Below are 24,380 nucleotides of genomic sequence, written 5' to 3'. Positions count from 1 at the left end.
ATTTAACACAGTTGTAATTAGATACGTGCCGTTTTTAACAAGGGTTGCCAACACGATTATTATTTGTGACACAGGCAACCGGGCATAGGCATCCGGCGTATTCATAATATACAGTAACACTACATATACTTATCCAAAGCATGAATAAGGTTTTATTATTTAACCCCAAAAGCGCGAATGCAACTTATCGCATTCCCAATTCTATTTTAAATATCGCGGCATCTATTGATGACAAGTACGAATGGGTTATTGTAGATGGCAACCGCGAGGTTGATCCGCAGCAAACTATATTGGATTATCTGGCATCGGGAGATATAAAATACCTTGGTTTTACTGTAATGCCCGGCCCGCAATTGCGCCAGGCTATACCCATTGCCAAAGCGGTAAAAGAAAACTTTAAGGATACAACCATGATATGGGGTGGGTATTTCCCCTCTAATCACTCTAAAGTGGTATTAGATTCTGGATATGTTGATTTTATTATCAATGGCCCCGGTGATAACTGCTTTCCGAGATTGATTGATGCTTTGGAGAACTTTGAGCCTTATGAATTTATCAAAAACCTGATATACAAAGCCAATGGAACTATCGTAAAAAACGGGAAGGAAGATCTTTTAGATCAGGACTCCTTGCCAGCGTTACCCTATGATAAACTGGCTAAGTTTTACCCGATGGAAAAATACCTGGGTAAAACCTATCTGGGCGAAAAAACGCTGGCTTATCACTCCAGTATTGGCTGCCCGTTTACCTGTTCATTTTGCGCGGTGGTGCCAATTTACGAGGCAAGATGGAAAGCTAAATCGGCAAAAACGGTTTATAAAGATGTTAAGGCCATCAAGGATAAATGGGGTGCCGATGCGATAGAATTTCATGATAACAACTTCTTCGTATCTGAAAAACGGGCCGTTGAATTTGCCAAACTCATTATGCACGAAAACATGACCTGGTGGGGAATGGCGCGCATTGATACGATGGATAAATTTAAAGACGAATCGCTGGCTATTATCCGGGCGTCGGGCTGCAAGTGTATCTTTTTTGGCGCCGAAAGCGGCAACGACAAAGTGTTAGAGCAAATGGATAAAGGCGGCTCGCAAACCGGCGAGCAGATATTACGCTTTGCCGATCGGATGCGCAAGTTTGATATCATTCCCGAATACTCGTTTGTGTTGGGAACACCCGCGCCAACCCCCCCAGAAGTGCAGGAGCTGATAGATTTTGATATCGACTTTATTAAAAAGGTGAAAAAGATAAACCCCAATACCGAGATTGTGATCTATACTTATAGCCCGGTGCCTACTGAGGGATCGGAAATGTATAAAGAAGTATTGGCTAGCGGGTTTAAATTTCCGGCAACGCTGGAAGATTGGATAAGCCCTGCCTGGGAAAGTTTTGACTTGCGGAAAAACCCGCTTACACCCTGGTTAACGCCCGAGATGATAGACAAGATAAGAAACTTTGAAACCGTGCTGAACGGCCTTTACCCAACAGTTACCGACATTAGGTTAGGCCAGCTTAAGCGGAGGGCCATTAAATTAATGTCGGCCCTGCGCTATAAGAATAATCTGTTTAGCTACCCATACGAGATCAAACTTTTACAAAGAGTATGGCGCTATCGCCAACCAGAGATTCAGGGCTTTTAATTATGCAATCGCTACTACATACCTATAAACGCTATCGCACTTTGCAAACAGGTGTAATATCGGCTATGCCTATTGTGGTGTTAATGCCACATAGCGCCTGCAATTGCCGTTGTGTAATGTGCGATATATGGAAGGATAATAAAAACCTGAAGCAGCTTACCGAAGATGATATTATGGGGTTGCTATCATCTTTAAAAAAGCTCGGAACACAGCAGGTGGTAATGTCGGGCGGTGAAGCGTTGCTGAACAAGAATTTCTTTAAGCTATGCGAAATCTTAAAAAGCCACAACATCGGCATAAGCTTACTCTCAACCGGTTTAACATTAAAACATAACGCCGAACAAATATTGAAATGGGTTGATGATGTTATTGTTTCGATGGATGGTGATGAGGCCCTTCATGATGCTATCAGGAACATCCCCGGAGCATTTAATAAGTTGCGTGAAGGGATAGCTGCAATTAAGGCTATTAAACCTGATTATAAAATTACCGCCCGCTGCGTGATACACCGGTTAAACTTCCGCAATTGGGAAAACATTATTAGTGAGGCAAAAAATATTGGTTTGGACCAAATCAGCTTTTTACCTGCCGACGTAAGCAGCGAAGCATTTAACCGCCAAACCGGTTGGACCGAACCTAAGCAACATGAGATATTATTATCAGAAAGCGAGTTGTATGAGTTACAGGTAATTCTTCTTAATATTATTATTGATAAAATGGGCAACGGTTTTATTGCGGAAAGCCCTACTAAGCTGCAGAACATTTATGACTATTACGCAGCGTTTTATAACCGTGGTCCGTTCCCTTTTAAAAAGTGCAACGCCCCCTGGGTATCAACTGTGGTTGAAGCGGATGGCAGTGTTCGCCCATGTTTTTTTCACGGTGTTATCGGCAATATTCATACAGACTCTTTGTCGTCGATATTGAATAGTGATGATGCTATCCATTTTCGTAAAACACTTAATATGCAAACCAATGATATTTGTGTAAAGTGTGTTTGCTCGCTAAATCTTAATCCACGCACAAGCCTTAATTAAGCATGAGCAGCGATGTGAACATATTTAAAAATAGCGAGCCGCTAAAGTTTAACATTTTATATGTTATTCTATTTCTGGCTGTTTTACAGCTATTTATCGCGCTGTTTACCAATGGTTTTTTAATGTCGGCCGACGAGGCCATGTGGCATTATATCGGGCGCAATTGGTTCAGAAACGGGTTAATACCTTATTCTACCGGGGGTATAGATAATAAATCACCCTTGATATTTGCCATATTCGGCTTGTCTGATAAGCTTTTTGGCATCAATTATTGGTTTCCGAGGGTGCTGGGTACTATTTGCCAATCTGTAGGGATCTATTGTGTTTATAAAATAGCCACCCACTTTGCTAACAAACAGACGGGCCTGTTTGCCGTATTGTTTTATGGTCTATCGGTACTTTGGCATTGCGCTGATGGCAAATACGTGTCTTACACGGAAACGTACGAGATACTGTTTATCACCATAGCCTTTTATACTCTGCTTATTGCATCAAATAAAAGAGGTTTTTTTTTAAGTGGGGTATTATCAGCATTTGCTTTAGGCTTTCGCCAATCTGCCGCATTTGGCATCGTACCTATGTTTATTACAGCCTTCCGCAAGGGCTGGGTGTATAGCCTAAACTATTGCCTGGGTTTGTTAGTTGGCACCGCTTTGTTAATTGCCCTTTGTTGGTTGGTAGGTATTGATATTCACAAAATGTTATTCTACACCTTCGCCGATAACTATGGTCCGGGCAGTACTACAGACCATGTGTTAATGTGGCGTATGGAGCAGTTTTTCAATATGTTCCTTTACTCCGAACTGGTCTTGTTTTACCCATTAGTACTGGGCTATATTTTTATAAACCGCAAAGCCGACTGGCTTATAATCTGGCTCGTTGTTGAGTTTTTAGGTATTTGCATAGTTGGCAATTATGCCAGAGTGCATCTTAAAGAGATGTTACCGCCAATATCTATAATCAGCGCTTTAACGCTATCACACCTTATCAATGTTTATCAGCTTCCATCAAAACCTGTACTGGCCATTGTGTTTCTATGCTTTTTTCCCAGGTTATTGGAGCCGTTGGTTAACTTAAAGAAATTGCTGTCGGCCAAAACTCTAACTGCGGAACAATATTGCCGCGAACCATTCACACAACCAGAAGAGGAAGCTTGTAAAAAACTGGGCCAGTGGGTAAAAGCGAATACACCATCAACCGAAAAGGTTTTAGTAGCCGGCTATGGGGCGCAGGTACAGGTTTATACCGAACGGTTATCTCCAAGCGTTTTTTTTAACGCTACCCAACAAACGGAAGCCGATAAAAAAGTACTTTTTAAAGATATAGATTCACATAAACCCGGAATGATCCTTATTCCATTATTCCCCGAATACACCAAATATGTAGATGCCGAAGTACGGCAATACCTGGCCAACCTAGTAGCCAAAGAGTATGATGCAAGCCAGTGCCTTTATAATTATACCGTTTACCAAATAAAACAGAATGGCAAATAATATCCTCTTCACCCATTCATATTTTTTAAGGTTTGACCCTAAGCAATGGGAAACCGGACAGCCCTACCCACCATTGGGAACACTGTACGCAGCTGCTTTAATGCGTCAGAATGGATATAATGTTTCTTTGTTCGATACGATGTTTTCGAGCACGGCCGATGAGGTTAGCCAATCTATTATCACTAACGTTCCCAATTTTTTTGTGATCTACGATGATGGGTTTAACTATCTCACCAAAATGTGCCTCACCAATATGCGTGAAGCCGCTTTTAAAATGTGCAAACTGGCCAAGGCTGGTGGATGTACCGTTATCGTATCAAGCTCAGATTCCACCGATCATTACGAAGAATACCTGAAAGAAGGTGCCGATTTTATAATGATAGGTGAAGCTGAGAATACATTACTTGAGTTGGTAAACTCTATCACAAACAACAAGCATAATTATGATGAGATAACCGGGTTGGCATTTTTAAAAAATGGAGCAGCTAAAAAAAATCCGGGGCGTGGCGTGTTGAAAAACCTGGATGAGTTGCCTTTGCCCGCCTGGGATCTGGTAGATGTTGAACCCTATCGCCAAATGTGGCTAAAAAGTAAAGGCTACTTTTCGCTCAATATGGGTACTACGCGTGGCTGCCCTTTTAAATGTAATTGGTGCGCCAAGCCTATCTATGGCAGCCGGTATAACTCCCGCAGTCCGGAGAATGTGATTGAAGAATTGAAGTTTTTAAAAGAGCGATACAACATGGACCATGTTTGGTTTTGCGATGATATCTTCGGTTTAAAACCCGGGTGGGTAGCAGAGTTTGCCCGCTTAGTTAAACAGGAAAACCTGAACTTCAAATACAAAATACAAAGCCGCGCCGATCTGCTTTTGCAGGATGACCAGATTAAAGCGCTTGCCGCTTCCGGATGCGACAATGCCTGGATAGGTGCCGAAAGTGGTTCGCAGCAAATATTGGATGCCATGGATAAGGGTACAACCATTGAACAGATCTACACTGCTACACGCTTGCTTAAAAAGCACGGTATTAAGCCCTCATTTTTTATACAATTCGGGTATCTGAATGAGACCAGGGAAGACATCGCTTTAACAATAAAAATGATAAATGATCTGCTTCCGCACGAGATCGGAATTTCTGTTTCATACCCCTTACCGGGAACTGTTTTTCATCAAAAAGTTAAAGCGGCCATGCATAATAAAACCAACTGGACAGATTCGGACGAGATGGCTTTAATGTTCAGCAACACTTACCCACCGGCTTTTTATAAGCAACTGCATAAATATGTACATCAGAATTATCACATGCATTTAGCCCAGCATAACCTGATTAAATTATTTACCGACCCTCTAAACATCACATTAAAATCAATCAAAAAAGCCCTGTCTATTTTATATTATACCCCGGTTACACTGATTGAAAAAATAAAACTGGCACAAACAGAAAGGCTTGTATCATGACAATAGAATCCGGACAACTTAATGAGCAGGCTACTGCCGAGGCATTCAGCAAGCAGTCGGTGATATTTGATGAAATATATTCTAAAAACACCATCGTTAACTATAAACGTGAACGGGTGAGAACACACGTATTAAACTACCTTAAACCTAACAGCGCAATATTGGAATTGAATAGCGGCACCGGCGAGGATGCCGTTTTTTTTGCTCAACGCGGCCATTATATACATGCTACCGATATATCAACCGGCATGCAATTGGAATTGAGAAATAAGGCTGAACGCAACGGTTTATCCGATACCATCAGTACCGAATTATGCTCGTACACTCAATTAAATCAATTGCAAAACCGGGGGCCGTTTGATCATATATTCTCAAATTTTGCCGGATTGAATTGTACCGATAAGCTGGATGGTGTTCTATTATCATTATCTCCATTATTAAAACAAGGCGGTATGGCCACATTGGTTTTGCTCCCTAAGTTTTGCTTGTGGGAATCACTATTGGTATTTAAAGGGAAATTTAAAACCGCGGTTCGCCGGTTGTTTAGCAGTAATGGGGCAAAGGCGCATATTGAAGGCACTTATTTTAAATGCTGGTATTATAATCCCTCTTTTGTGATCAACACCCTTAAAGATTCTTTCGATCTGGTTGATTTGGAAGGTTTATGTACCATAGTACCACCATCGTACATTGAAAACTTTGCCGAAAAACATGCATCTGCATATAGCTACCTAAAGAAAAAGGAAAACGAGTTGAAGAAATCCTGGCCATGGAGATCTATCGGCGATTATTATATCATCACCCTAAAAAAGAAATAATTATACGTGCGCTAAGGTGCTTTCAGTATCATGCAATAACTCGTTCACTCGGCTCTCGTAACGGCGAATTAGTTTATGCTGAAAATTAACCGGATCGGGCTTTGCAAAATGTTTGGTTGCCGACATGCCCATTACAATACCTTTCATGTTCACCCTTTTTTGCAGTGTTTTTTTCAGCCAGCGGGAGGCGGTTATGTTACGCAACATATTATCAATAGCATTGCCCAGCTTATTATTGAAAGCTAACTCTATCAGGCGTTTTAACCCGGTGTTTCTTAATGGCCGGGCAGTTGCAACCCGCATGTAATTATTGGGCAGATAAGTAGTGGTCCACGCATTGACCGAATAAAACTTCTCGAATGTAATGTCGCCCTCTAAAGGTATCAGGGTTACAATTTCTGTAGCCGTGTAAATATTCTTTTCAACTATCTCTAAACCGTCTTCATCAATAAAATAATTCATGCAAAAAAAGTGTTCCTTGTTTACCAAAAAGGTTAATTTTTTAAGCATGTGTAATAAGGTGCGGGCTATCCAGAGACGGTTTTTAGCGGTAATGATAAACAGATCGATATCAGATTCATCATCGGCAAAGTTTTTTGATAATGAACCCGATATAGCAATACCACGCACATAAGGAAAGCGGATCAATATATGTCCTACTTTTTCAGCTATCTTAATTAATTCAGCAGCCTTGCTGTTACCCTCTTGTCGCCTTATAGCTATATTAGGGTCATTTTTTAAAGTATAAAAGCCATCAAACTTGTAAACCGAATCGGTAATAAGCAAATGGGAAAGTGTGGCATTAAACGCTTCGTTATCGCATTTATCGCCCAAAAATAAAAAGATCTCTCCCGCGGTAAGCGGATAGTTAAACACATCAAAATATGCGAGTGTTGCTATGATATTTTTATTGATACCCGACACGTTTCTATCTTTTAACTGATGGTTCTTCAAGCTGATTATTATTGATACCCTTTATATATAACACGGATAAACCGTTATTCCGGTTGCCCGGATTATCAAATAATTATTGCTTTTTAAGCTCTTTTATCCCACTATTTGTAAAAGCAAAAAACGAAAAGAATAAACCATAAAACATGGTTCCTTTATCTACATCCAACACGTTTTCGGATAAAGACACAATTACGATGAGTAAGATGAACGTGAGATAAAGAACATCTTTACTTGCCATCGCATTTTTAAAGCCATAGTACAGCGTGCTCAGGTAAATTAGTAATCCCAAAATACCGGTTGCTAATAACAGGCTCAGGTATTCATTATGTGCATTTAGCTTGTTTAAAAAAGAATTATATAGTTTTTTATCGAAATAACCCTTGCTGAGCAAATCAGTTTCGGCCCCCGAGCCATAACCTATTACCGGCGATTTGATTATTAACTCACCGGCAACTTTCCACCTTGATAAACGCGGATCGGTAATGTCACCGTTAGTTGATTGGGATATATCATCTTTCAGATCATTAAAAAAACGATCTCTGAATGTTTGTGATCTGGATAAGATCAATGTCGAAAATAGAACAACAGCAAAACTCACTATGATGAATTGCGACCGCTTACGTTTTCCCTTCAAAATAAAAAAGGGAAGAGCGATACATACCGCAATTAATATAGTCACGCAAACAGATTTTGAACTCAATTGAAGTAAGCCAATAGAAAGCAGTCCGCAACATGCACCGTAAAATAGTTTCGCGTTTATTTTTGTTGAGTTGATTAACACCGATAACAGATAAACCAGGGCCAAGCCAACTTGCAGCGCCAAAAATGTAGCATGCATTCCAACCGGATCCGAAAAGTTATGATTGGTGAACGCCGCTGAAAAAAGTGTTTCAATAGAGTAGCCATAATAATGGATAACCCGTAAAGCATCTAAATACAAATAAGCGATGGTTAACGTGCTGCATAAAGAAAAACCCAATAAAAAATTATCCTTATACTTTTTCAGATCAAGCGAAGTAGTTGAAAACAATATGGGTATAAGCAGAATTGCTAATTGCCTGCCCAATTCGGTAAATCCGGCACCTTTATTTGGTGAGTAGGCTATTCCCAAAAGGGTGATAAAGAAAGCTGATTGCAAAATCACGGTCCGGACATTGAATATTGACCGGACGTTTTCCTTTTTCAAATTGATCAATGTATGTAAACCAAAACTGATCAGGATGATATGGCTATAAAAAAGATCAAAGGGTAAACTGAAAAGTAGCAGCAGGATATGATAATAGCTTATTTTGTTGGTGAGGGTATCATCAATAACAAAAATCTGTTTTAAAAAGCTATGTGGATTTTTATCCGGAATAGCGTCAGTTTGTTTTTGCAGCTCAGCTTTGGTTACTGTTGTCTTATCAAAACCAGGTTCATCAAGCATGGTCAATTCTTCTTGATCACCAAAACCATATATGGCGTTATTGGCTTCCATTAAGTTAACGGCCTTTTGAGTGATAATAACACTCTAAAATATAGTCTTCGTATTGCTCTATCACTGTTTCCCAGTTAAATTGATTCTGTATTTTGTAGAGGTTGTTTTTGACCATTGCGCTTTCGGGAGCCTGGCGTTGTACGGTTTCAACGAGCTGACATACATCGGTAGCATTGTTAAAGTAAAAGGCGTCTGTTGTTAATACCGCCTGGTTAAACGGGTTATTATGCGCGGCTATTAAAGCCTCGCTGGCCATAGCCTCTAATAGCGATGGGTTGGTTCCGCCAACGCTATGCCCATGAAAATACAGATACGAGTTATTTTGCATTGACCTCACCTTGGTGTTATCAAAAATTGGCCCCTGAAACTGGATGCGCTCGTCGTTATTAAACTTGTTGGTGATAAATTTGCCAAAGCGGTTACCCGTGTCGCCAATCACTTTAAAGTTTTTGTTGGAGTTGCTCTTGTTAAACCCATCCAATATGGTTTCAATGTTGTTTTCGGGCTCCATCCGCGCCATTAGTAAAAAGTAATCGGGGTTTACATTGGCATTTAATGACACCACACTTCGTTCTTCATCCTCTAACAGATCTGCCCCATATGGGATATACTTGCTATCAATATCGTATTTTTCGCCGAGGTAAGATTTAATGGCGATAGAATCGGATATGTAGTAATCACTATGTTTTACAGCCAGCTTTTCGGCATATTTTAAAAACTCCTGTACTTTTTTAGAGTATTTGGAACGTTTCCATTCCAGGCCATCCATGTTAGTGATAATGGTGCTTTTTGAAGGATATAATTTGCCCCAAACAGAGCTGCTGGTATAACCCATCATTAATACCACATCAAACTTTTTGCGGCGGGCATCCATTATGCAATTAAAATCATACACAAACTGACCGGCGGCACCCATCAAATATTCAGGGTCGTAACAGTGCACAATGTCAACCCCGTTCCAGGTTGATTGCTGGTACGGATGGTTATGCGAGTTATACACCGACACCGAATGACCACGCTTAACCAAGCCTGCCGAAACATACTCGGATATATGTTCGAAGCCACCATAATGGTTTGGAATTCCGCGGGTTCCTAATATTGCTATCTTGAGTTTCATTGTATTAGTTAATACTTGAAATGTAGCCCGGGGGTTGCCTGCGATGTATTTATATTATTTGAGATTGATTGAATTTTACTGGGTTTATCTCTTAACCCAATGGTTAAAAGGTTATGAAACAAATACGCACTTTGCTGCCATTGGTATTTAGCCAATATTTGTTCAGCCGTGTTTTTGAGTCCCTTCTGCGATGGTGGATTCGCGATGATTGAAGCCAGTTTTGACTCAAACTCTTTTTCATTATCCGGGTTGAAAGTATGTGGTTCAAAAAACTCAAATTCGGCCATTGCTGTTGCAGATGAGCATAGAACCGGAACCTCACAAACAGCAGCCTCTAAAGGCGGTATACCAAAACCTTCTGCCTTTGATGGATAAACAAATAACCGGCTGGCCGCGTAAAAATTGTTTAGATCATCCTGTTTAACATTGGGAAACCAATGGAACAATGCTTTTTGATAGGGCGTTAGTTTTTGAATGATATCCTGTAAATCCTTAACCCTTATTGATTGCTGCCCAATAAATACCAACGGGATATTCTGTTTAAATAACTCCAGTTTTAGGTATTTGCTTAAAAGCAGCACATGGTTTTTTCTTGGTTCAATCCGGCTAACATACAGGATAAAGTTTTCTATACCGAATTTGGCTTTGATATTTTTCCGTGCAAATTCCTTTGAAATTTCAAGTTTGCTTACCCCGTTGGGAATAACCTTTATCTCTTCTTTCGGGATACCGTAATGATGGGCTATCCGCTCTTTTGAATAATTGGAAACGGTTGTTTTTATTGCCGCGTTTTTAATGCTCCTGCCAAATAAAAGGTTTCTGCTTACGCGATAGGCAAATGAAAAGCTATCGGGAAAGTCATTAAAAAGAACATCGTGCGTGGTTACAATATACTTGCAGTTGGGTTGCTGCATTGGTGCGATGTATTGAAAGTGGGCATAATCAAACTTGTGCTTTTTTATCAGTTCCGGTATATCAAACACAAGCCTTAATATCGCCGGTCTTCGCTTTTTATACAGCAATATGTTTTCCGGTTTAACTGATGGGAACAACTGTTTTACCTTATCCCCATCTTCCACTCCCCAATAAATATCCAGTTCGGGATACTTAAGCAATTGTGTATAAAGCTCCCTGATAAATGTTTGTGTTCCCTGGAAACCAGCATCAAATGAATGTGCATCAACAAACAGTTTAATGCATTTAGAGGCCATTGTACACCTCCTTTTCTTCGCGATAACGGATCAGTTTAGCCGGTACTCCTCCATAAACATTGTTAGCCGTATATAACCCTGCTTTTACAACCGCTCCCGCTGCTATAATACAACCATCTTCAATAACAGCACCATCCAAAATAGTGGCTTTGGCGCCAATCCAACAGTTTTTGCCTATGCGAATTCCTTTGTGAGTAACCCCTTGCAAGCGTATGGGTACATCTAAACTATCAAAAACATGATTCTCTGAATGAAAGCTTACATAATTGCCTATAATGGTATCGTCGCCAATTTCTATCCCGCCCGCGCATCCGTAAAAGCTATCATATCCCAAACCTACATTATTACCCACTCGCATGCCTTTGCCTAAAAACTGCAAGTTGCCAGTGCCTTCTATACGGGTGTTAATACCTACCGATACATTGTTGCCTAACCATATCCCCTTTTCAGAAAGCGCATCAATAAATACGCCTTGAGCAATGGTTACCGAACGGCCAACCTTAACTTTTGACCTTGCCTTAACTTTGGCTTTCGCCGATAAAAAAAACAGACCATTATTGCTGATGCCGCTTATATAACCATTAGCCAACATTACCATGCGGTCCAGCACCAATAAAAGGACATAGTACAGCGGAACCCGATGATCAATTTTATAATCATGCCCCTTCCACCTGGATATCAGTTTATTTAAAATGCGGATAAACATGGTCTATTTAATGGTATTATATAATTTGAGTAACAAACCCGCGGGCAAAAAAGATAACATGAACAAACCATAACTTCTCCAATCAAGCCTATTTACCTGCAGCACTTCTTTTAAGTTTTCACGGGCTTTTATTGGTTGATGATTGTTCCATAAAAACTTTTTAGCGAGTAAGGCATAGTAAGCCCCTTCCTTTATTTCGGGGCGATATTGTTCCCGGGCTATCCGGTATAGTTCATTTCCCTGTCCCTCGCTGATAGTTCCTTTTTGCAAGGCCGAGTATTTGATTTGCCTGAATTCACGAGGGCACCATTTTTCATCTATCGTTACCGATTCAGGATTTAAGCGCACCTTGATCAATGATTGCGAGAGGTTAAAAACCTTTCCTTTTTTTAGAATATTCCGCCATAAAAGATGATCCTCAAATCCCAAAGCATTCGGGTCATACCCTCCTGCAGCAATGATCTCATCCTTTTTATAAAATACGGTAGAGTGTATAAATGGGCAAAGTGTATAATCTAAATACTGCAACTGCTCATTACTATGCCCCGGTGGTTGATAGTTAAATACATAATTGCCCGCCATATCCATGTAGTCGGCAGCCGAGCCCAAAATATGGTAATCGGGATTTGATCCCATAAAACCGTACTGTATTTCTAACCTTTTAGGATGGCAAATGTCGTCGGCATCAAAACGGGCTATGTAATCGGCCCGGGCATATTCTAATCCTGTGTTTAAAGCTTTTGCCACGCCACCGTTATTCCGGTTGATCAGCACTATTCGGGTGTCATTAAATGATTTGATGACGTCAACCGTTGCATCTGTAGAGCCATCATTAACAATAAGTAACTCAAAGTTTGCGAACGTTTGCAGCAACACCGATTCAATCGCTTCAGCTATATATCGTGCCGCATTATAGGCGGGCATCAAAACGGTTATCACGGGTTTACTCGCTTCCATCAGATACAGTTTTAATAGCATTTTCTTTAATATTCACCAGCATCAACAATTCAAAAAACACGATGATGGATAATTGCTCAAACCAATAGTCAAGTAATAAAATACCGCTTATGAGTATTAATAATGGGATACCATAGGTGAGCTTTTTATAATCTTTTATAAAATAGCCCAGGTAAAAAACAACAAACGCTATTAACCCAATCAACCCATACTCGCTTAATAACTGATCGTAAACAGAATTTGGACTATTGATAAGCGAATGCCAATCGCCAGAGCGTCCGAAAAAATTAAGGTACAAATCCAAATGGTTGGTTAAAAAGCTACCGTTGATATAAGCATACTTTGCCGAAAACCCACCAGCTACTCCAAGATTTGTAGCCTTAAAGGCCATTTTTGATGAGAAGTTGCCAATGCCAGCACCTGTTAAAATTTTTTGCGGGTATTGCTGCAAATAGCTTAAGGTTTGCTGCATAGCCGATATTTTTCCAGGTACTATGCTTGCCATTTCCAGGCGCCTGGCTTCTGGCAAGCTATTTTTATGGGTGTTAACAAACGCTATCAATCTCCGGCGTTCATTGTTTGTATCTATTTTGTTCTGATACTCGGGTGAATGAATACTAGCTTTGGGTATTTGGGGCTTACGTGATGCAAGCCATTTTAAAATGTTGTTATGTTTAAGCTCCCATGCTTTCTTAGCATTGATCATGTAAATGGCTGCTGTTTTTTCCTGTCGCTCTTCTGTTGAAAGCACGCTATCAGGCTTTTGTGTGATGGATACAGGATACAGGTTAACAACCTCATTTGGTGGGTATTCGCGATACCTTAACCGATAGTACGTTCTATATAAGTACTCGTCATTTTGTGGCGAAATTTTGAACATAAAAACCCCAAGAAACATCAGGCAAACCACAATAATACTTTTTTGATCTTTTGTGGTTTTGAAAGCAAAGAGTAGTGCCAATACACCTGCCAGCATCAGGTTAATGGTATTGCTGCCTGTAAATAACATTATCGCCATGCATAACAGTACTATAGCCACATTTTTGCGGACAAGGAAATAAATAACACCAAAGGCGTTTAGCACCGCGTTAGTTGTAGACACATCAAACGTTATACCCTTAACATAATCTCCGGTACTGATAAAGTATTTTTGATACAAACCCTGAAAACGATAGGGATTAACATCGTGTATCTGGCAGATGATATTCAATAATACAAAGAGGGACACCGCCGCATTGATCAGGAAGAAAACCAGAATTGTTTTATGAATGGTTTCGATACCAATTGTTTCAACCATTAATTTAACCTGATGCATTGCCAGGATACACAACAACCAAAATCCGATCCCCAAAAGGCAAACAATATTATAATTGAGGGCGGTGTGGCTGCTGAATATTATCCAGTTTAAAACGGCAACGCCAATTACGATAGGATAAAAAAGTGGTAGCCGGGTGTTTTTAAAGCTAAATCCTATTTTAAAATCAACCTGTAATATATAGATGAGAATAATAGCCGCTACTTTAACTGCTATTTTAACATTCAAAAAGAGGATCAAAAAGACAAGCAATTTCCAATCTACAGAAGCAGCATGTTTTTTTAAATTAAACACCAAATTTTTAAACTTCATCTTTTATCAAATGCATTTGATCATAAAGAATACGGCTCAAAAAATGATTTGGTTGCCTGTAAAGTACCAATACCGATAAATTGGTCAGTTTAAAAGCGATGGGATGTTTTTCCAATCGCTCATTCGCAGTTGTTTCGTAAATAGCAGCGCGATCAAATAAATAGCGACAGCCAAAAGCGGGATAAGGATGTTGTTTTGCAATACATAACCAGCAATAAAACCAGCAATAACGGCACCTATGATACACCAAAACAATGATAGCCAAATTGTACTTAATCCCTTTTCATCATTCTTTTTAAGATAAGCAACACATTGGACCAACATAGCTAACAGGTAAGCTACCGCCGCGCCTTCGTTTTTAAAAAGCGGGATGAGTACTATATCACCTAAAACATTAATTATGAAGGTTAAAGTAATTACTCCCAATATAATTTTCAATCGCCCTTTAGCAAACCCAATGCTCCACAAAAAATTGTTAAAGTAAAGCAATGGCATCGATAGCGATAATATGAGTATGGTATTGGCGTTAACCGTTCCGTATTTGCCCGCTGTTATCCAATCTATGAGAGGTGCCCAGCATAAGTATAAAAGCAGTGCAACCAAAGTGGAAATGATCATCTCTATTCGCAGCAACCTATGCAAGTCGGCTATAGGCAGCTCTTTCTCTTTAAGCAATTGTGTAAAGCGCGGAACCAGCAGTGGGGCTATAGCCAATAAGGGCAATGTGCTTAATTCAAAAATTTTGTAGGCAAAACTATATTCTGCCAATTTTACTGATGATATCATTAAACCAATAAAGATCCAATCAAATCGGGCCAATGCCGATGTGAAAACAACCACACCAATTTGCGGAACAGATTCTTTGATTAGATGGATGTATTGTTTGCTATCCCAACTTATCGCGATGGGTATTTTAAGCTGATGTTTGAACAAAATGATGGTGAACAATAATTCGATGGCATCTCCCACAATAAAGATAAATACAACATAACTTAGGGTCAAACTATGCAATAAGAAGAGGACCAACAGTGCAAGCCCGCGAACAATATTGGATATTACCGACATCTGTGCCAGCACCTTAAACCGCTCGAAACCGGCCGCCAATTGTTTGAAAGGCGTAGAGATAAACAGCATCAATTTTCCGACACCTATGAACAACAACAGTTTATTATCGCCAAACATTTGCGGAGAAATAACATCAGCTATAAGTAGCAAAGTATAAAATACAAGCCCGCTTATAATAACATGGAACAGATAGGTTGACAATAACGAAGCGGGGGTTTCTCCGGATGCTATTTGACGAATGATAACCTGATCGATCCCAAAAGAAAGGATATTGAATGCGGCCAGCAAAATGGCTAAGGCCAGGTTGATTTGCCCGAAAGTGTTTTTATCCAAGCCTGTTGACAGAGCTAAGAATATCAATAAACCGAAAGCCTGGTTAACAACAAGCTGCAACGTATTTGCCGAAAGGTTATGAATTAGCTTACCCTTCATTTGCCTGTTTTGTTTGCTATTGGTGATCTATTAATATTCGGCTAAAACGGCTTCATCAATATATACTTGTTGCGGTTTTACAACAGTATTTGATTCTTCTAATTGTTGTAATAGTATATACTTAAGCCTGGTATGCTTAACGGTAAGGCTCGCTATTGCCCAGCCTTCAGTGCCATCTAAAAAACCAAGGCGGAACACGTAGTTCTTTACAAAATTGAACAAGGGCGATAAATATAGTTTAACAAAGGTTGATCGTTTCCCGTTAAGATAATACTTCCTTGCGCACAAATGCGCATAGTTAACGCTCTTGTTATGGAAATCGTTAATATCTTTAACCGAATAATGTTGCAGGTTACCTTGTAGCTTTTTACGCTGCACGCCGGCGGGAATATCCAGCGTTTCGTGTACCGGAGAATCGGACCACTTAACTTGTGTGCGGTTAAATAACCTGATGTGATGATCATGCCCCCATTTACCAAAACGGATCATCTTATCACCAAAGTAGGATCTGAATTTAATATCATACACCACCATTGAATCATTTAAGTTTAATTTAGATAGGGCGTTGATCAATTCATCATCCGGCACTTCGTCGGCGTCAATGCTCAATATCCAATCGTATTCGGCCAATTCAATTCCTTTGTTTTTATTGGCGGCGTACCCATCCCATTTTTTAGTATATACACGGCACCTGGCTTCCCGGGCTATCTGTACAGTATTATCGGTACTGCCATTGTCTATTATTACAACATCACGCGTGATAAGCAAGGCTTTATTAATGCTTTGAGCAATAATATCAGCTTCATTTTTAGTTATGATAACAACCGAAACAGGAACCATAAGATGATCGTATTAGAAATGAATTGTATAATCCATCACGAAAGCAAATGGTAAAAGGTTGCTTTGCATTATTAAATATTTACGGATCGGGGTTCGGTGTGATATATCATCAAAGGCGCATTAAATTAAATATCTGCAATACAGATATTTATAAATAAATTTACTTTTTTTATATACTACAGGCAACCATTAGCTTAAACCTAACGTGTTGTTGGTTAGATAGGTAATAGTTTTGTATACTATCGGGTTGTAACCTACATGGGCGAAGAAGAAGTACATCAACTGATTAACGGCTGCTTGAAACAAGACAGGAAATGCCAAAAGATGCTCTATAAGGCATTCTATGGCTTTGCCATGGGCATTTGTTTACGCTATGCCGGCAACCGTGATGAAGCCGCTGATGTGATGAACCAGGGATTTTTTAAGGTATTTACTCATATAGCCAAGTATGATGCCAGCCGCCCGTTTAAAGCTTGGTTAGGCAAAATAATGATGAACACATCTATTGATTATTATAGAGCCAATTTAAAAATGGCCTATACTGATGATCTGGATAAGGCCGAACATTTAACAGATGGTGAACTACCCGATAGGAAATTGAACTACGACGATCTGTTGAGTTTAATTCAACAACTACCACAAGCCTACAGAACTGTATTTAACCTTTTTGCGATAGAGGGTTACACGCACGATGAGATAGCGGTTATGCTAAACATTAACGCAGGCACATCAAAATCAAACCTGCATAAGGCGCGGCAAAAATTAAAGCAAATGATATTAGATATTGATACTAAAACAAGCACCGCAAATTATACAGGTTCGGGTTATTCATCAATAGTGGCAATAAGCACATCAGAAATAGGAAGTTATTTTAACAGGGGTATCCGGTAATGAAAAGAGATAAGGAAAAGGAATTAGATAATATATTCAGGGAGGGACTGCAAAACCCACCCCGAACAGCTAATTTCCGCGAGGACGACTGGGATGCCATGGAAGCCTTGCTCGACAAAGACAAAAAACGTGGCATTTTATATTTTTTACCTATCATAAGCGGAATAGCGGCAATGCTGGTTTTGGCTTTAGGTTGGTTTTTAATATCGCATCATGATAACCCGGTAATGGTTAAAAATAACCCGGTTAAACAACCTGTTTACAATACCCCAGGCTCAACCAAACCTATAGATACTGTAACAGAACATTCAGCTTCTGTAAGTACTCATAAAAATACAACCCAAGGTATTACTAACACCGGAGAGGCTTTTGCGATCAATAAACATGTTGCAAACAAAGGCAATAGTATTAACTATGCTATAAGCCGCTCTTCAAAAAACATGCGTTCTGCTAATGAACAAACAGCCCACAATGCAGAAAGTGATCTGTTTAAAGCCGATGGAAGTATGTTATCAGCTAACAATACAGACGTTCTTGCAGCCAATATCGCGCCCATTGATCTATCCGGGTTAAACACATCAAACGCACTTAACACCCGCTTCCCTGATAATAATAAACCCGAGATCGTATCCGCCAAAGCGGGAAATAAAGTGGTTAAACAAAGCTATTCAAAAAGGCCACAGCTGGCTATTACCGTTTTGGGTTCTCCAGATATTAACGGTGTAAGCTCCTTTAGTAATAGCATGGTTGGAACCAATGCCGGCATATTGTTCTCTGTAGGTATAACTAAAAAACTTACCGTTAGTACCGGCGCTCTTTATTCGAAAAAACCGTATCTAACCAGTTTTGCTGATTATCACAGCGTTTCGGCTTATAAGTTTAAAACCGACCCGGTTAGCGTTACTGCCGATTGCCGCGTGCTTGATATACCCATCAACATTGATTATCAGGTTTACAAAAGGGCAAAAAACACATTTAGTTTAGGTACAGGCATATCATCATACATTATGCTGCGCGAAAACTATCATTATAATTATGATTATACCGGAGTGGGGCCAAGTGATTATGATATTGCCAACAAAAACAAGCACATTTTGGGCGTACTTAATTTAGAGGCAACCTATCAGTACCAGCTCAATTCAAAATTCAGCATTGGTGTGCAGCCTTATATGAAAGTTCCGTTAACCGGTATTGGTTATAGCCAGGTAAAACTACAGTCGGCTGGTATAGCCGTTGGCGTTACCTGGAACATTAACCCAAAAAAGCCATAAGAAGCACTTAGTTAATGCCTACTTTTTAATACTGTTTTGAATATACCACTCTAAAGTCAATTCTTTCACTTTCTCGTTTACACGCGCAAACGTTTCTGTTTTGTCTTCACCTTTTATGTGGGCCAGTATTTCAACCTGTAGCTGCAATATCACATCCATTTTGGCACTGTTAAGCGCAAACTCTTTAATGGCAATAGGAGTAATATTAAACTCTTCGGCGGCTATAGTATTTTCGTTTTCCATCACTTTTGTTTTGATATTTAATAAGCATATATCATAGCGTAATGTTTTATTAAATTTTCTGAGGCTGTTTTAAGATAGTCTTCTTCTCTATTTAGCATCCTAAAAACAGCATACACCACTTCAATTTAATTGTTGGCGTAAATTCAGAGCTATTTAATGCATCGGTAATATTTTTAGTACCTAAATATGTAGTTTCGAAAAACTGCTTATATTACAGCACTAAACTTAATATGAAAATTGCTTGTTTAATTGTTACGTATACCTCTGCCAAACAAACTAAAAGGCTGGTGGATAAACTTAATAATGGCGATTTTGATTTTTACATCCATGTAGATAAAAAGCTATCTATGGACACTCATAAAATACTATTCAATATGCCAAACGTCTTTTTTATTAAAGACAGGATCGACATTAAATGGGCAAGCTATACCAGCGTGAAAGCCACCTTTAACGGCTTAAAACAAATTGAAGCATCGGGCATACAGTATGACTTTGTTAACTTAATGAGCGGACAGGACTATCCCATTAAATCAGCCAAATACATCAGCAGTTTTTTAAGCAAGCACAAGGGCAAGCAATTTATCCATTATAAAGATTTTGACGAGTGGACCGGCGCGCAGGGCCGTATTGATAAGTACCACTTTGCCGATATGCACTTTAAAGGCAAATACTATATTCAACAGTTTGTAAACCTATTTATAGATAAACGCAAACCACCCGAAAACATCAAACCTTACGGCTACTCTACCTTTTGGACACTCACCTTAGATTGCGCACTATATATTGTAGAATATGTAGAAAGCCACCACGATGTTCAAACCTATTTTAAATACACCTTTGGCAGCGATGAGTTTATTTATCAAACAGTGATTATGAACTCGATATATAAAGATGATGTGATCAACAACAATTACCGCTATGTTGATTGGACCAACGGTGGTTTCCGACCAAAGTTTCTGGCAACCGAGGATTACGATAAGCTCATTGCATCAGATTGCTTGTTCGGCCGGAAATTTAACATCGATATTGATGAGCATATTTTAGACCTCATTGATAGCGAAAACGCAAAGCAAGATTCATAATCTAACCTAAATGGCCTATATTATTGATTTAGACAACTACAAAGATGAACGGGGCACACTTACGGTAATAGACCATGTGCTGCCTTTCAAAATAAAAAGATCGTACTATATTACCGACCTTAACCATTTAGAGCGCGGCGGCCACAGGCATCTGGAGTTGGTTGAAGGAATAATTGCCCTGCATGGGAGTTTTACCGTTGGTTTGCACGATGGAACAAAAAGGCAAGAGATCGTATTAGACAACCCTCACCAATGCTTAATTATTGAGGTTGGCGAGTGGCACCACTTTTACAATTTCAGTTTGGGAGCTATTTTGCTATCCCTGGCATCTACACATTACGATCATTCGGATTATATTTACGAACCATATTCTTAAAGCATGATCCCATACGAAGATCTGAAGCAGCTAAATGCTCCCTTTGAAGATCAATTCCGGGCAAAGTTCAACAGCGTGTTAGCCAATGGCTATTACATTTTAGGCCGGGAGGTTGAGGCCTTTGAAAAAGCCTTTGCTCAATACAACGCTGTACCCTATTGTGTTGGTGTTTCAAACGGGTTAGATGCTCTCATACTATCACTAAAAGCACTAAATCTTCCCGGGGGTAGCGAAGTTATTGTACCTGCAAATACCTTTATAGCAACCATTTTAGCGGTAATGCAATGCAATTTGGTGCCTGTAATGGTAGAACCGGATATCAAAACCTACAATATTGATCCTTCAAAACTTGAAACGGCAATCACCTCAAAAACCAAAGCCATTATTGTAGTTCACCTTTACGGGAAGTGCTGCGATATGGACCCAATAATCAACATCACAAAAAAACATAAGCTATACCTACTCGAAGATAGCGCGCAAGCACATGGCGCCACCTACAAAGGTAAACAGGCCGGTACCTTTGGCGATTTTGGCACTTTCAGCTTTTATCCAACCAAAAACCTGGGTGCTTTGGGCGATGCCGGTGGTATACTTTGTAAAGACCCAACCTATAACACCAGGCTCCAGCACCTGCGTAATTACGGCTCCGATAAAAAATACTACAACGAAGTTGTCGGCTTTAATAACCGCCTCGACGAAATGCAGGCTGCGTTCCTGAATGTAAAACTACCTTATCTCGATGCTATTAGCGCGCATAAAAACAAACTGGCTAACCTGTACCTAAACAACCTGAATAACAATTTCATATTGCCAGATAAGCACCCCGACTTTTACGATGTATACCACATATTTAACATCCGCCATCCGCGAAGGGATGAATTGAAGAATTACCTCGAAAAACAAGGCATTGGTACAGGTATTCATTATCCGGTTGCACCGCACCAGCAAAACGCCCTAAAACATTTGTTTGTTGGGCAGCAATTTCCCATTTCCGAGGAAATACACAACACCACGTTAAGCCTGCCATGTTCATATTTCCATACCGAAGCTGATGTTTTAACGACTATTAATGCCCTAAACCAATTTGAATAATCATCAAATGGAAATAGCTGATGTCTTAGTGATCGGAAGTGGCGCCGCGGCAACCATCACTCTCATCGAGCTTTTCACAAAGCTTGTTAATGAGCCGTCTTCCCATCCAAAACTCAATATCACTATAGTTGAAAAGCACCATGAGTTTTGGAAAGGTATACCTTACGGTTCACGCTCTTCGGTTAATTCGTTAACCATTACCGCCATCTCCGATTTCATCTCATCTGGCAAAGAAAAAGACCTGTTCTTTACCTGGCTAACAGAAAACTTTGATAGCTGGAGTGCTTATTACCGCTCAGTTGGTGGGCTGGCGGCCGAAACCTGGCTCGAAGAAAACCGACCCCTGATCGAAAAAAGCGATTGGGCAGCTATCTATTTACCCCGCTTTGTGTTCGGCATATATATGCAGAGCAAAATGCTTGGTTTGCTAAAACAAGTTCAGGAAAGCGGTTTGGCTAATATCACTCAAATACAGGCTGAAGCTATTGGAGTAAAATATACCGGTGGTGAATACTACGCAGTAGAATTAGAGTATCCCGATAGATCAACGACCACCGCAAACACCAAAAAGATGGTTGTAGCCATTGGCTCGGCACCAGTGAAAAAAAATGCCGGGCAGCATAACAATGATAATTACGTTTACATTAACGACCTGTACCAACCCGCCTTAGACGATAACCTGCAAACACTCAAGCAAGCCTTTGCCACAACGCCGGATCCACAAAACAGAAACCTGCTCATCATCGGCTCCAACGCAAGCTGTATCGAACTAATGTACCTCTTAGATCATCGTCCGGACTTATTAGAACTAACCAATCAAATTGTCACCATATCCCAAACGGGCATAATGCCTTATCATATTTCGGATACCCGCTATGATGTCTATCCATGCCAAAATCTTGACCACGTTAAAGCGACCGGAGGTTATGATATCCACACCCTTATTGAGGCCACCAAAAAAGATCTCGCCCCGGCGGTACAGCAAGGTGTTATTGTTCCTTACGTGGATAGGGTGATCGGCTATACGCTCGAACTAATGCAACCATTAGACGAAGATTCCAAAAAGCTATTCTTCGGGGTATATGGCCCGCACTTAACGCGCCTTATTCGTCGCTCCGGACCAGCCTACAAAGCCGCGGCCAATAGTTTAATAGCTAAACAAAAGCTCCATCTCTTAAAAGGCTCATTTCTCAATTTGGAACCAGGCGAAAATGGAGCCCTATTAAATTATCTTGATCAGGATGGCCATCAAAAAACAGATGAACGGCCTTTTAAGGTGATCATCAATTGTTCCGGCGCAAACGAACTGCACGATTCTTCATCCAGATTGATCCGCAGCCTGGTTGAGCAAAACCTCTGCCATGTCAATTTATCTGGCAAAGGCTTCCTGGTGAACGAAAGCTTTGAGGCAGCCCCCAATCTGTACATTATGGGCCCGCTATTGGGGGGCAACATGAACAAACGTATCCACTTCTGGCATCTCGAAAACGTAGCCCGTCTATTATATTTAGCTCCATATCTTGCAGAGCATCTATTATCCTGATAGTTTTGTAGTCTATGAGCAACCCCAAAGTACGCATCAATCAACTTTCAAACATTGAATGGCTTGATGGCTCATTATGCACCTATACTATATCCCATTCAAACCACATCTGGCAAATCAACATCCCTTCAAACCTTAAACATATTAATGCTATATCTAATTTGCTTACCGCCGATGAACACGAAAGGGCAAACCGCTACTACCGCGAAAAAGACAAGCAACGCTTCATTTTAGCCCGTGCCATACTCCGGCTTTTGCTTGCGCGATACCTTAACCGGGATGCCAAACAGTTGATCTTCGAGATCGGCGAGAACAAAAAGCCCCACGTTAAAGGCGATACCAACCTCCATTACAATGTATCCCATTCCGGCGATTATATCCTGATAGCAATCTCCGATTCCGAAGTAGGCGTTGACGTAGAACAACCTGACCTCAACATGCATTACGAAGATATCATGGACATCAGCTACAGCAAACCCGAAGCTGATTTTGTCAAGGCTTCAGCAAATCCTTTGCAAACGTTTTACCTGTTATGGACCCGCAAAGAAGCCTTGCTAAAAGCGACAGCCAAAGGGATAGATGATGCCCTCAAACACATCCCGGGCATTGATGGTACCCACAACACCCTGCACAGTACCATAGGCTCAGAAAAAGACTGGATTGTTCAAAGCTTTCCAATCGATAACCAACACATCGGCAGCATCGCATCAGCATATTCAGAAAACACCTTCTGGGAATTTAAATTACTGCAATAACCACAATAACAAAACAGGGGTATAAGGGGGGGTTTTAAAATTAATTCTCTCGTTTTACTCAATCATTTCCTCAAAGGGGGGATAAAGTAGGTTTTTTTCAATCAATCATTCAGGCATTCAACCCCTGTCTGCCGACAGGCAGGCTTCAGTCATTATTTTAGAGGGGGGATAAAGTAAGAATTTTCACACCACATCTTCCCTGTCTGCCGACAGGCAGGCATCTTACCTGATACATCTTACATTCAAAAAAGTACGCAAAACAACTCAAATATCAATGCTTAAGCTCTTTCAATT

22 protein-coding genes are annotated in these 24,380 nt (G+C 40.2%); 12 read left to right on the top strand and 10 right to left on the bottom strand.

What is annotated here, in order from left to right:
* The first annotated feature begins 140 nt into the window (after positions 1-140).
* Genes ABIN91_RS13570 through ABIN91_RS13550 form a run of 5 tightly spaced genes read left to right on the top strand, consistent with a single transcriptional unit; the run spans position 141 to position 6,447 of the window.
* Positions 141-1,640, top strand: coding sequence for a radical SAM protein (locus ABIN91_RS13570; protein WP_348051654.1), 1,500 nt, complete (start codon positions 141-143; stop codon positions 1,638-1,640).
* 2 nt (positions 1,641-1,642) lie between these two features.
* Positions 1,643-2,677 carry a radical SAM protein gene (locus ABIN91_RS13565; protein ID WP_348051653.1) on the top strand — a complete coding sequence of 345 codons (1,035 nt, stop codon included), beginning with the start codon at positions 1,643-1,645 and terminating at the stop codon, positions 2,675-2,677.
* Positions 2,678-2,679: 2 nt separating this feature from the next.
* Positions 2,680-4,170 carry a glycosyltransferase family 39 protein gene (locus ABIN91_RS13560; RefSeq protein WP_348051652.1) on the top strand — a complete coding sequence of 497 codons (1,491 nt, stop codon included), beginning with the start codon at positions 2,680-2,682 and terminating at the stop codon, positions 4,168-4,170.
* Positions 4,160-5,629, top strand: a complete 1,470-nt coding sequence (locus tag ABIN91_RS13555) for a radical SAM protein (RefSeq protein WP_348051651.1) — start codon at positions 4,160-4,162, stop codon at positions 5,627-5,629. The genes ABIN91_RS13560 and ABIN91_RS13555 overlap by 11 nt, the downstream gene beginning before the upstream one ends.
* A complete protein-coding gene (locus tag ABIN91_RS13550; protein ID WP_348051650.1) occupies positions 5,626-6,447 on the top strand; it encodes a class I SAM-dependent methyltransferase in 822 nt (273 codons plus the stop codon). The genes ABIN91_RS13555 and ABIN91_RS13550 overlap by 4 nt, the downstream gene beginning before the upstream one ends.
* Here the strand turns inward: ABIN91_RS13550 and ABIN91_RS13545 are convergent, their stop codons facing one another.
* From ABIN91_RS13545 to ABIN91_RS13505, 9 genes are all read right to left on the bottom strand, one after another.
* Complete coding sequence (locus ABIN91_RS13545; RefSeq protein ID WP_348051649.1) at positions 6,448-7,401, bottom strand: hypothetical protein; 954 nt, start codon at positions 7,399-7,401, stop codon at positions 6,448-6,450.
* Positions 7,402-7,474: 73 nt separating this feature from the next.
* Positions 7,475-8,878, bottom strand: coding sequence for an O-antigen ligase family protein (locus ABIN91_RS13540; protein WP_348051648.1), 1,404 nt, complete (start codon positions 8,876-8,878; stop codon positions 7,475-7,477).
* A 4-nt stretch (positions 8,879-8,882) separates the two neighbouring features.
* Positions 8,883-9,995, bottom strand: coding sequence for a DUF1972 domain-containing protein (locus tag ABIN91_RS13535; protein WP_348051647.1), 1,113 nt, complete (start codon positions 9,993-9,995; stop codon positions 8,883-8,885).
* 8 nt (positions 9,996-10,003) lie between these two features.
* A complete protein-coding gene (locus tag ABIN91_RS13530) occupies positions 10,004-11,206 on the bottom strand; it encodes a glycosyltransferase family 1 protein (RefSeq protein WP_348051646.1) in 1,203 nt (400 codons plus the stop codon).
* Positions 11,196-11,912 (bottom strand): acyltransferase, encoded by a 717-nt coding sequence (locus tag ABIN91_RS13525; protein WP_348051645.1) that lies wholly within the window; start codon positions 11,910-11,912, stop codon positions 11,196-11,198. Before ABIN91_RS13525 ends, ABIN91_RS13530 begins: the two co-directional genes overlap by 11 nt.
* Positions 11,913-11,915: 3 nt before the next feature.
* Complete coding sequence (locus ABIN91_RS13520; RefSeq protein WP_348051644.1) at positions 11,916-12,869, bottom strand: glycosyltransferase; 954 nt, start codon at positions 12,867-12,869, stop codon at positions 11,916-11,918.
* Positions 12,856-14,496, bottom strand: coding sequence for a hypothetical protein (locus ABIN91_RS13515; protein WP_348051643.1), 1,641 nt, complete (start codon positions 14,494-14,496; stop codon positions 12,856-12,858). The genes ABIN91_RS13520 and ABIN91_RS13515 overlap by 14 nt, the downstream gene beginning before the upstream one ends.
* A gap of 84 nt (positions 14,497-14,580) precedes the next feature.
* Positions 14,581-15,993, bottom strand: a complete 1,413-nt coding sequence (locus tag ABIN91_RS13510; protein WP_348051642.1) for an oligosaccharide flippase family protein — start codon at positions 15,991-15,993, stop codon at positions 14,581-14,583.
* A 30-nt stretch (positions 15,994-16,023) separates the two neighbouring features.
* Complete coding sequence (locus ABIN91_RS13505; RefSeq protein WP_348051641.1) at positions 16,024-16,833, bottom strand: glycosyltransferase family 2 protein; 810 nt, start codon at positions 16,831-16,833, stop codon at positions 16,024-16,026.
* 258 nt (positions 16,834-17,091) lie between these two features.
* Here ABIN91_RS13505 and ABIN91_RS13500 point away from each other — a divergent pair, with 258 nt between their 5' ends.
* Positions 17,092-17,724 (top strand): sigma-70 family RNA polymerase sigma factor, encoded by a 633-nt coding sequence (locus tag ABIN91_RS13500; RefSeq protein ID WP_348051640.1) that lies wholly within the window; start codon positions 17,092-17,094, stop codon positions 17,722-17,724.
* Positions 17,724-18,995, top strand: coding sequence for a hypothetical protein (locus ABIN91_RS13495; protein WP_348051639.1), 1,272 nt, complete (start codon positions 17,724-17,726; stop codon positions 18,993-18,995). The genes ABIN91_RS13500 and ABIN91_RS13495 overlap by 1 nt, the downstream gene beginning before the upstream one ends.
* 18 nt (positions 18,996-19,013) lie before the next feature.
* Here the strand turns inward: ABIN91_RS13495 and ABIN91_RS13490 are convergent, their stop codons facing one another.
* Positions 19,014-19,238, bottom strand: a complete 225-nt coding sequence (locus ABIN91_RS13490) for a hypothetical protein (protein ID WP_348051638.1) — start codon at positions 19,236-19,238, stop codon at positions 19,014-19,016.
* A 230-nt stretch (positions 19,239-19,468) separates the two neighbouring features.
* Here ABIN91_RS13490 and ABIN91_RS13485 point away from each other — a divergent pair, with 230 nt between their 5' ends.
* From ABIN91_RS13485 to ABIN91_RS13465, 5 genes are read left to right on the top strand one after another with little or no spacing between them, the layout of a single operon-like run.
* On the top strand, positions 19,469-20,320 hold the full coding sequence (locus ABIN91_RS13485) for a beta-1,6-N-acetylglucosaminyltransferase (protein WP_348051637.1): 852 nt from the start codon (positions 19,469-19,471) through the stop codon (positions 20,318-20,320).
* 10 nt (positions 20,321-20,330) lie between these two features.
* Complete coding sequence (locus tag ABIN91_RS13480; RefSeq protein ID WP_348051636.1) at positions 20,331-20,696, top strand: FdtA/QdtA family cupin domain-containing protein; 366 nt, start codon at positions 20,331-20,333, stop codon at positions 20,694-20,696.
* Between the two features lie 3 nt (positions 20,697-20,699).
* Positions 20,700-21,788, top strand: coding sequence for a DegT/DnrJ/EryC1/StrS family aminotransferase (locus ABIN91_RS13475; protein ID WP_348051635.1), 1,089 nt, complete (start codon positions 20,700-20,702; stop codon positions 21,786-21,788).
* 7 nt (positions 21,789-21,795) lie between these two features.
* Entirely contained in the window at positions 21,796-23,331 is a 1,536-nt protein-coding gene (locus tag ABIN91_RS13470; RefSeq protein ID WP_348051634.1) for an FAD/NAD(P)-binding protein, read from the top strand.
* Positions 23,332-23,345: 14 nt separating this feature from the next.
* Positions 23,346-24,086, top strand: a complete 741-nt coding sequence (locus ABIN91_RS13465; RefSeq protein ID WP_348051633.1) for a 4'-phosphopantetheinyl transferase superfamily protein — start codon at positions 23,346-23,348, stop codon at positions 24,084-24,086.
* Positions 24,087-24,380 lie beyond the last annotated feature (294 nt).

Source organism: Mucilaginibacter sp. (genome assembly GCF_039921305.1).
In the GTDB taxonomy this organism is placed as follows: Bacteria; Bacteroidota; Bacteroidia; order Sphingobacteriales; family Sphingobacteriaceae; genus Mucilaginibacter.
This window is presented reverse-complemented; position numbering and strand designations above follow the sequence as displayed.

Coding starts and splice junctions, on each gene's coding strand:
- ABIN91_RS13570 (WP_348051654.1), top strand. CDS start 141: ATGAATAAGGTTTTATTATTTAACCCCAAAAGCGCGAATGCAACTTAT.
- ABIN91_RS13565 (WP_348051653.1), top strand. CDS start 1,643: ATGCAATCGCTACTACATACCTATAAACGCTATCGCACTTTGCAAACA.
- ABIN91_RS13560 (WP_348051652.1), top strand. CDS start 2,680: ATGAGCAGCGATGTGAACATATTTAAAAATAGCGAGCCGCTAAAGTTT.
- ABIN91_RS13555 (WP_348051651.1), top strand. CDS start 4,160: ATGGCAAATAATATCCTCTTCACCCATTCATATTTTTTAAGGTTTGAC.
- ABIN91_RS13550 (WP_348051650.1), top strand. CDS start 5,626: ATGACAATAGAATCCGGACAACTTAATGAGCAGGCTACTGCCGAGGCA.
- ABIN91_RS13540 (WP_348051648.1), bottom strand. CDS start 8,878: ATGGAAGCCAATAACGCCATATATGGTTTTGGTGATCAAGAAGAATTG.
- ABIN91_RS13535 (WP_348051647.1), bottom strand. CDS start 9,995: ATGAAACTCAAGATAGCAATATTAGGAACCCGCGGAATTCCAAACCAT.
- ABIN91_RS13530 (WP_348051646.1), bottom strand. CDS start 11,206: ATGGCCTCTAAATGCATTAAACTGTTTGTTGATGCACATTCATTTGAT.
- ABIN91_RS13525 (WP_348051645.1), bottom strand. CDS start 11,912: ATGTTTATCCGCATTTTAAATAAACTGATATCCAGGTGGAAGGGGCAT.
- ABIN91_RS13520 (WP_348051644.1), bottom strand. CDS start 12,869: ATGGAAGCGAGTAAACCCGTGATAACCGTTTTGATGCCCGCCTATAAT.
- ABIN91_RS13515 (WP_348051643.1), bottom strand. CDS start 14,496: ATGAAGTTTAAAAATTTGGTGTTTAATTTAAAAAAACATGCTGCTTCT.
- ABIN91_RS13510 (WP_348051642.1), bottom strand. CDS start 15,993: ATGAAGGGTAAGCTAATTCATAACCTTTCGGCAAATACGTTGCAGCTT.
- ABIN91_RS13505 (WP_348051641.1), bottom strand. CDS start 16,833: ATGGTTCCTGTTTCGGTTGTTATCATAACTAAAAATGAAGCTGATATT.
- ABIN91_RS13500 (WP_348051640.1), top strand. CDS start 17,092: ATGGGCGAAGAAGAAGTACATCAACTGATTAACGGCTGCTTGAAACAA.
- ABIN91_RS13495 (WP_348051639.1), top strand. CDS start 17,724: ATGAAAAGAGATAAGGAAAAGGAATTAGATAATATATTCAGGGAGGGA.
- ABIN91_RS13490 (WP_348051638.1), bottom strand. CDS start 19,238: ATGGAAAACGAAAATACTATAGCCGCCGAAGAGTTTAATATTACTCCT.
- ABIN91_RS13485 (WP_348051637.1), top strand. CDS start 19,469: ATGAAAATTGCTTGTTTAATTGTTACGTATACCTCTGCCAAACAAACT.
- ABIN91_RS13480 (WP_348051636.1), top strand. CDS start 20,331: ATGGCCTATATTATTGATTTAGACAACTACAAAGATGAACGGGGCACA.
- ABIN91_RS13475 (WP_348051635.1), top strand. CDS start 20,700: ATGATCCCATACGAAGATCTGAAGCAGCTAAATGCTCCCTTTGAAGAT.
- ABIN91_RS13470 (WP_348051634.1), top strand. CDS start 21,796: ATGGAAATAGCTGATGTCTTAGTGATCGGAAGTGGCGCCGCGGCAACC.
- ABIN91_RS13465 (WP_348051633.1), top strand. CDS start 23,346: ATGAGCAACCCCAAAGTACGCATCAATCAACTTTCAAACATTGAATGG.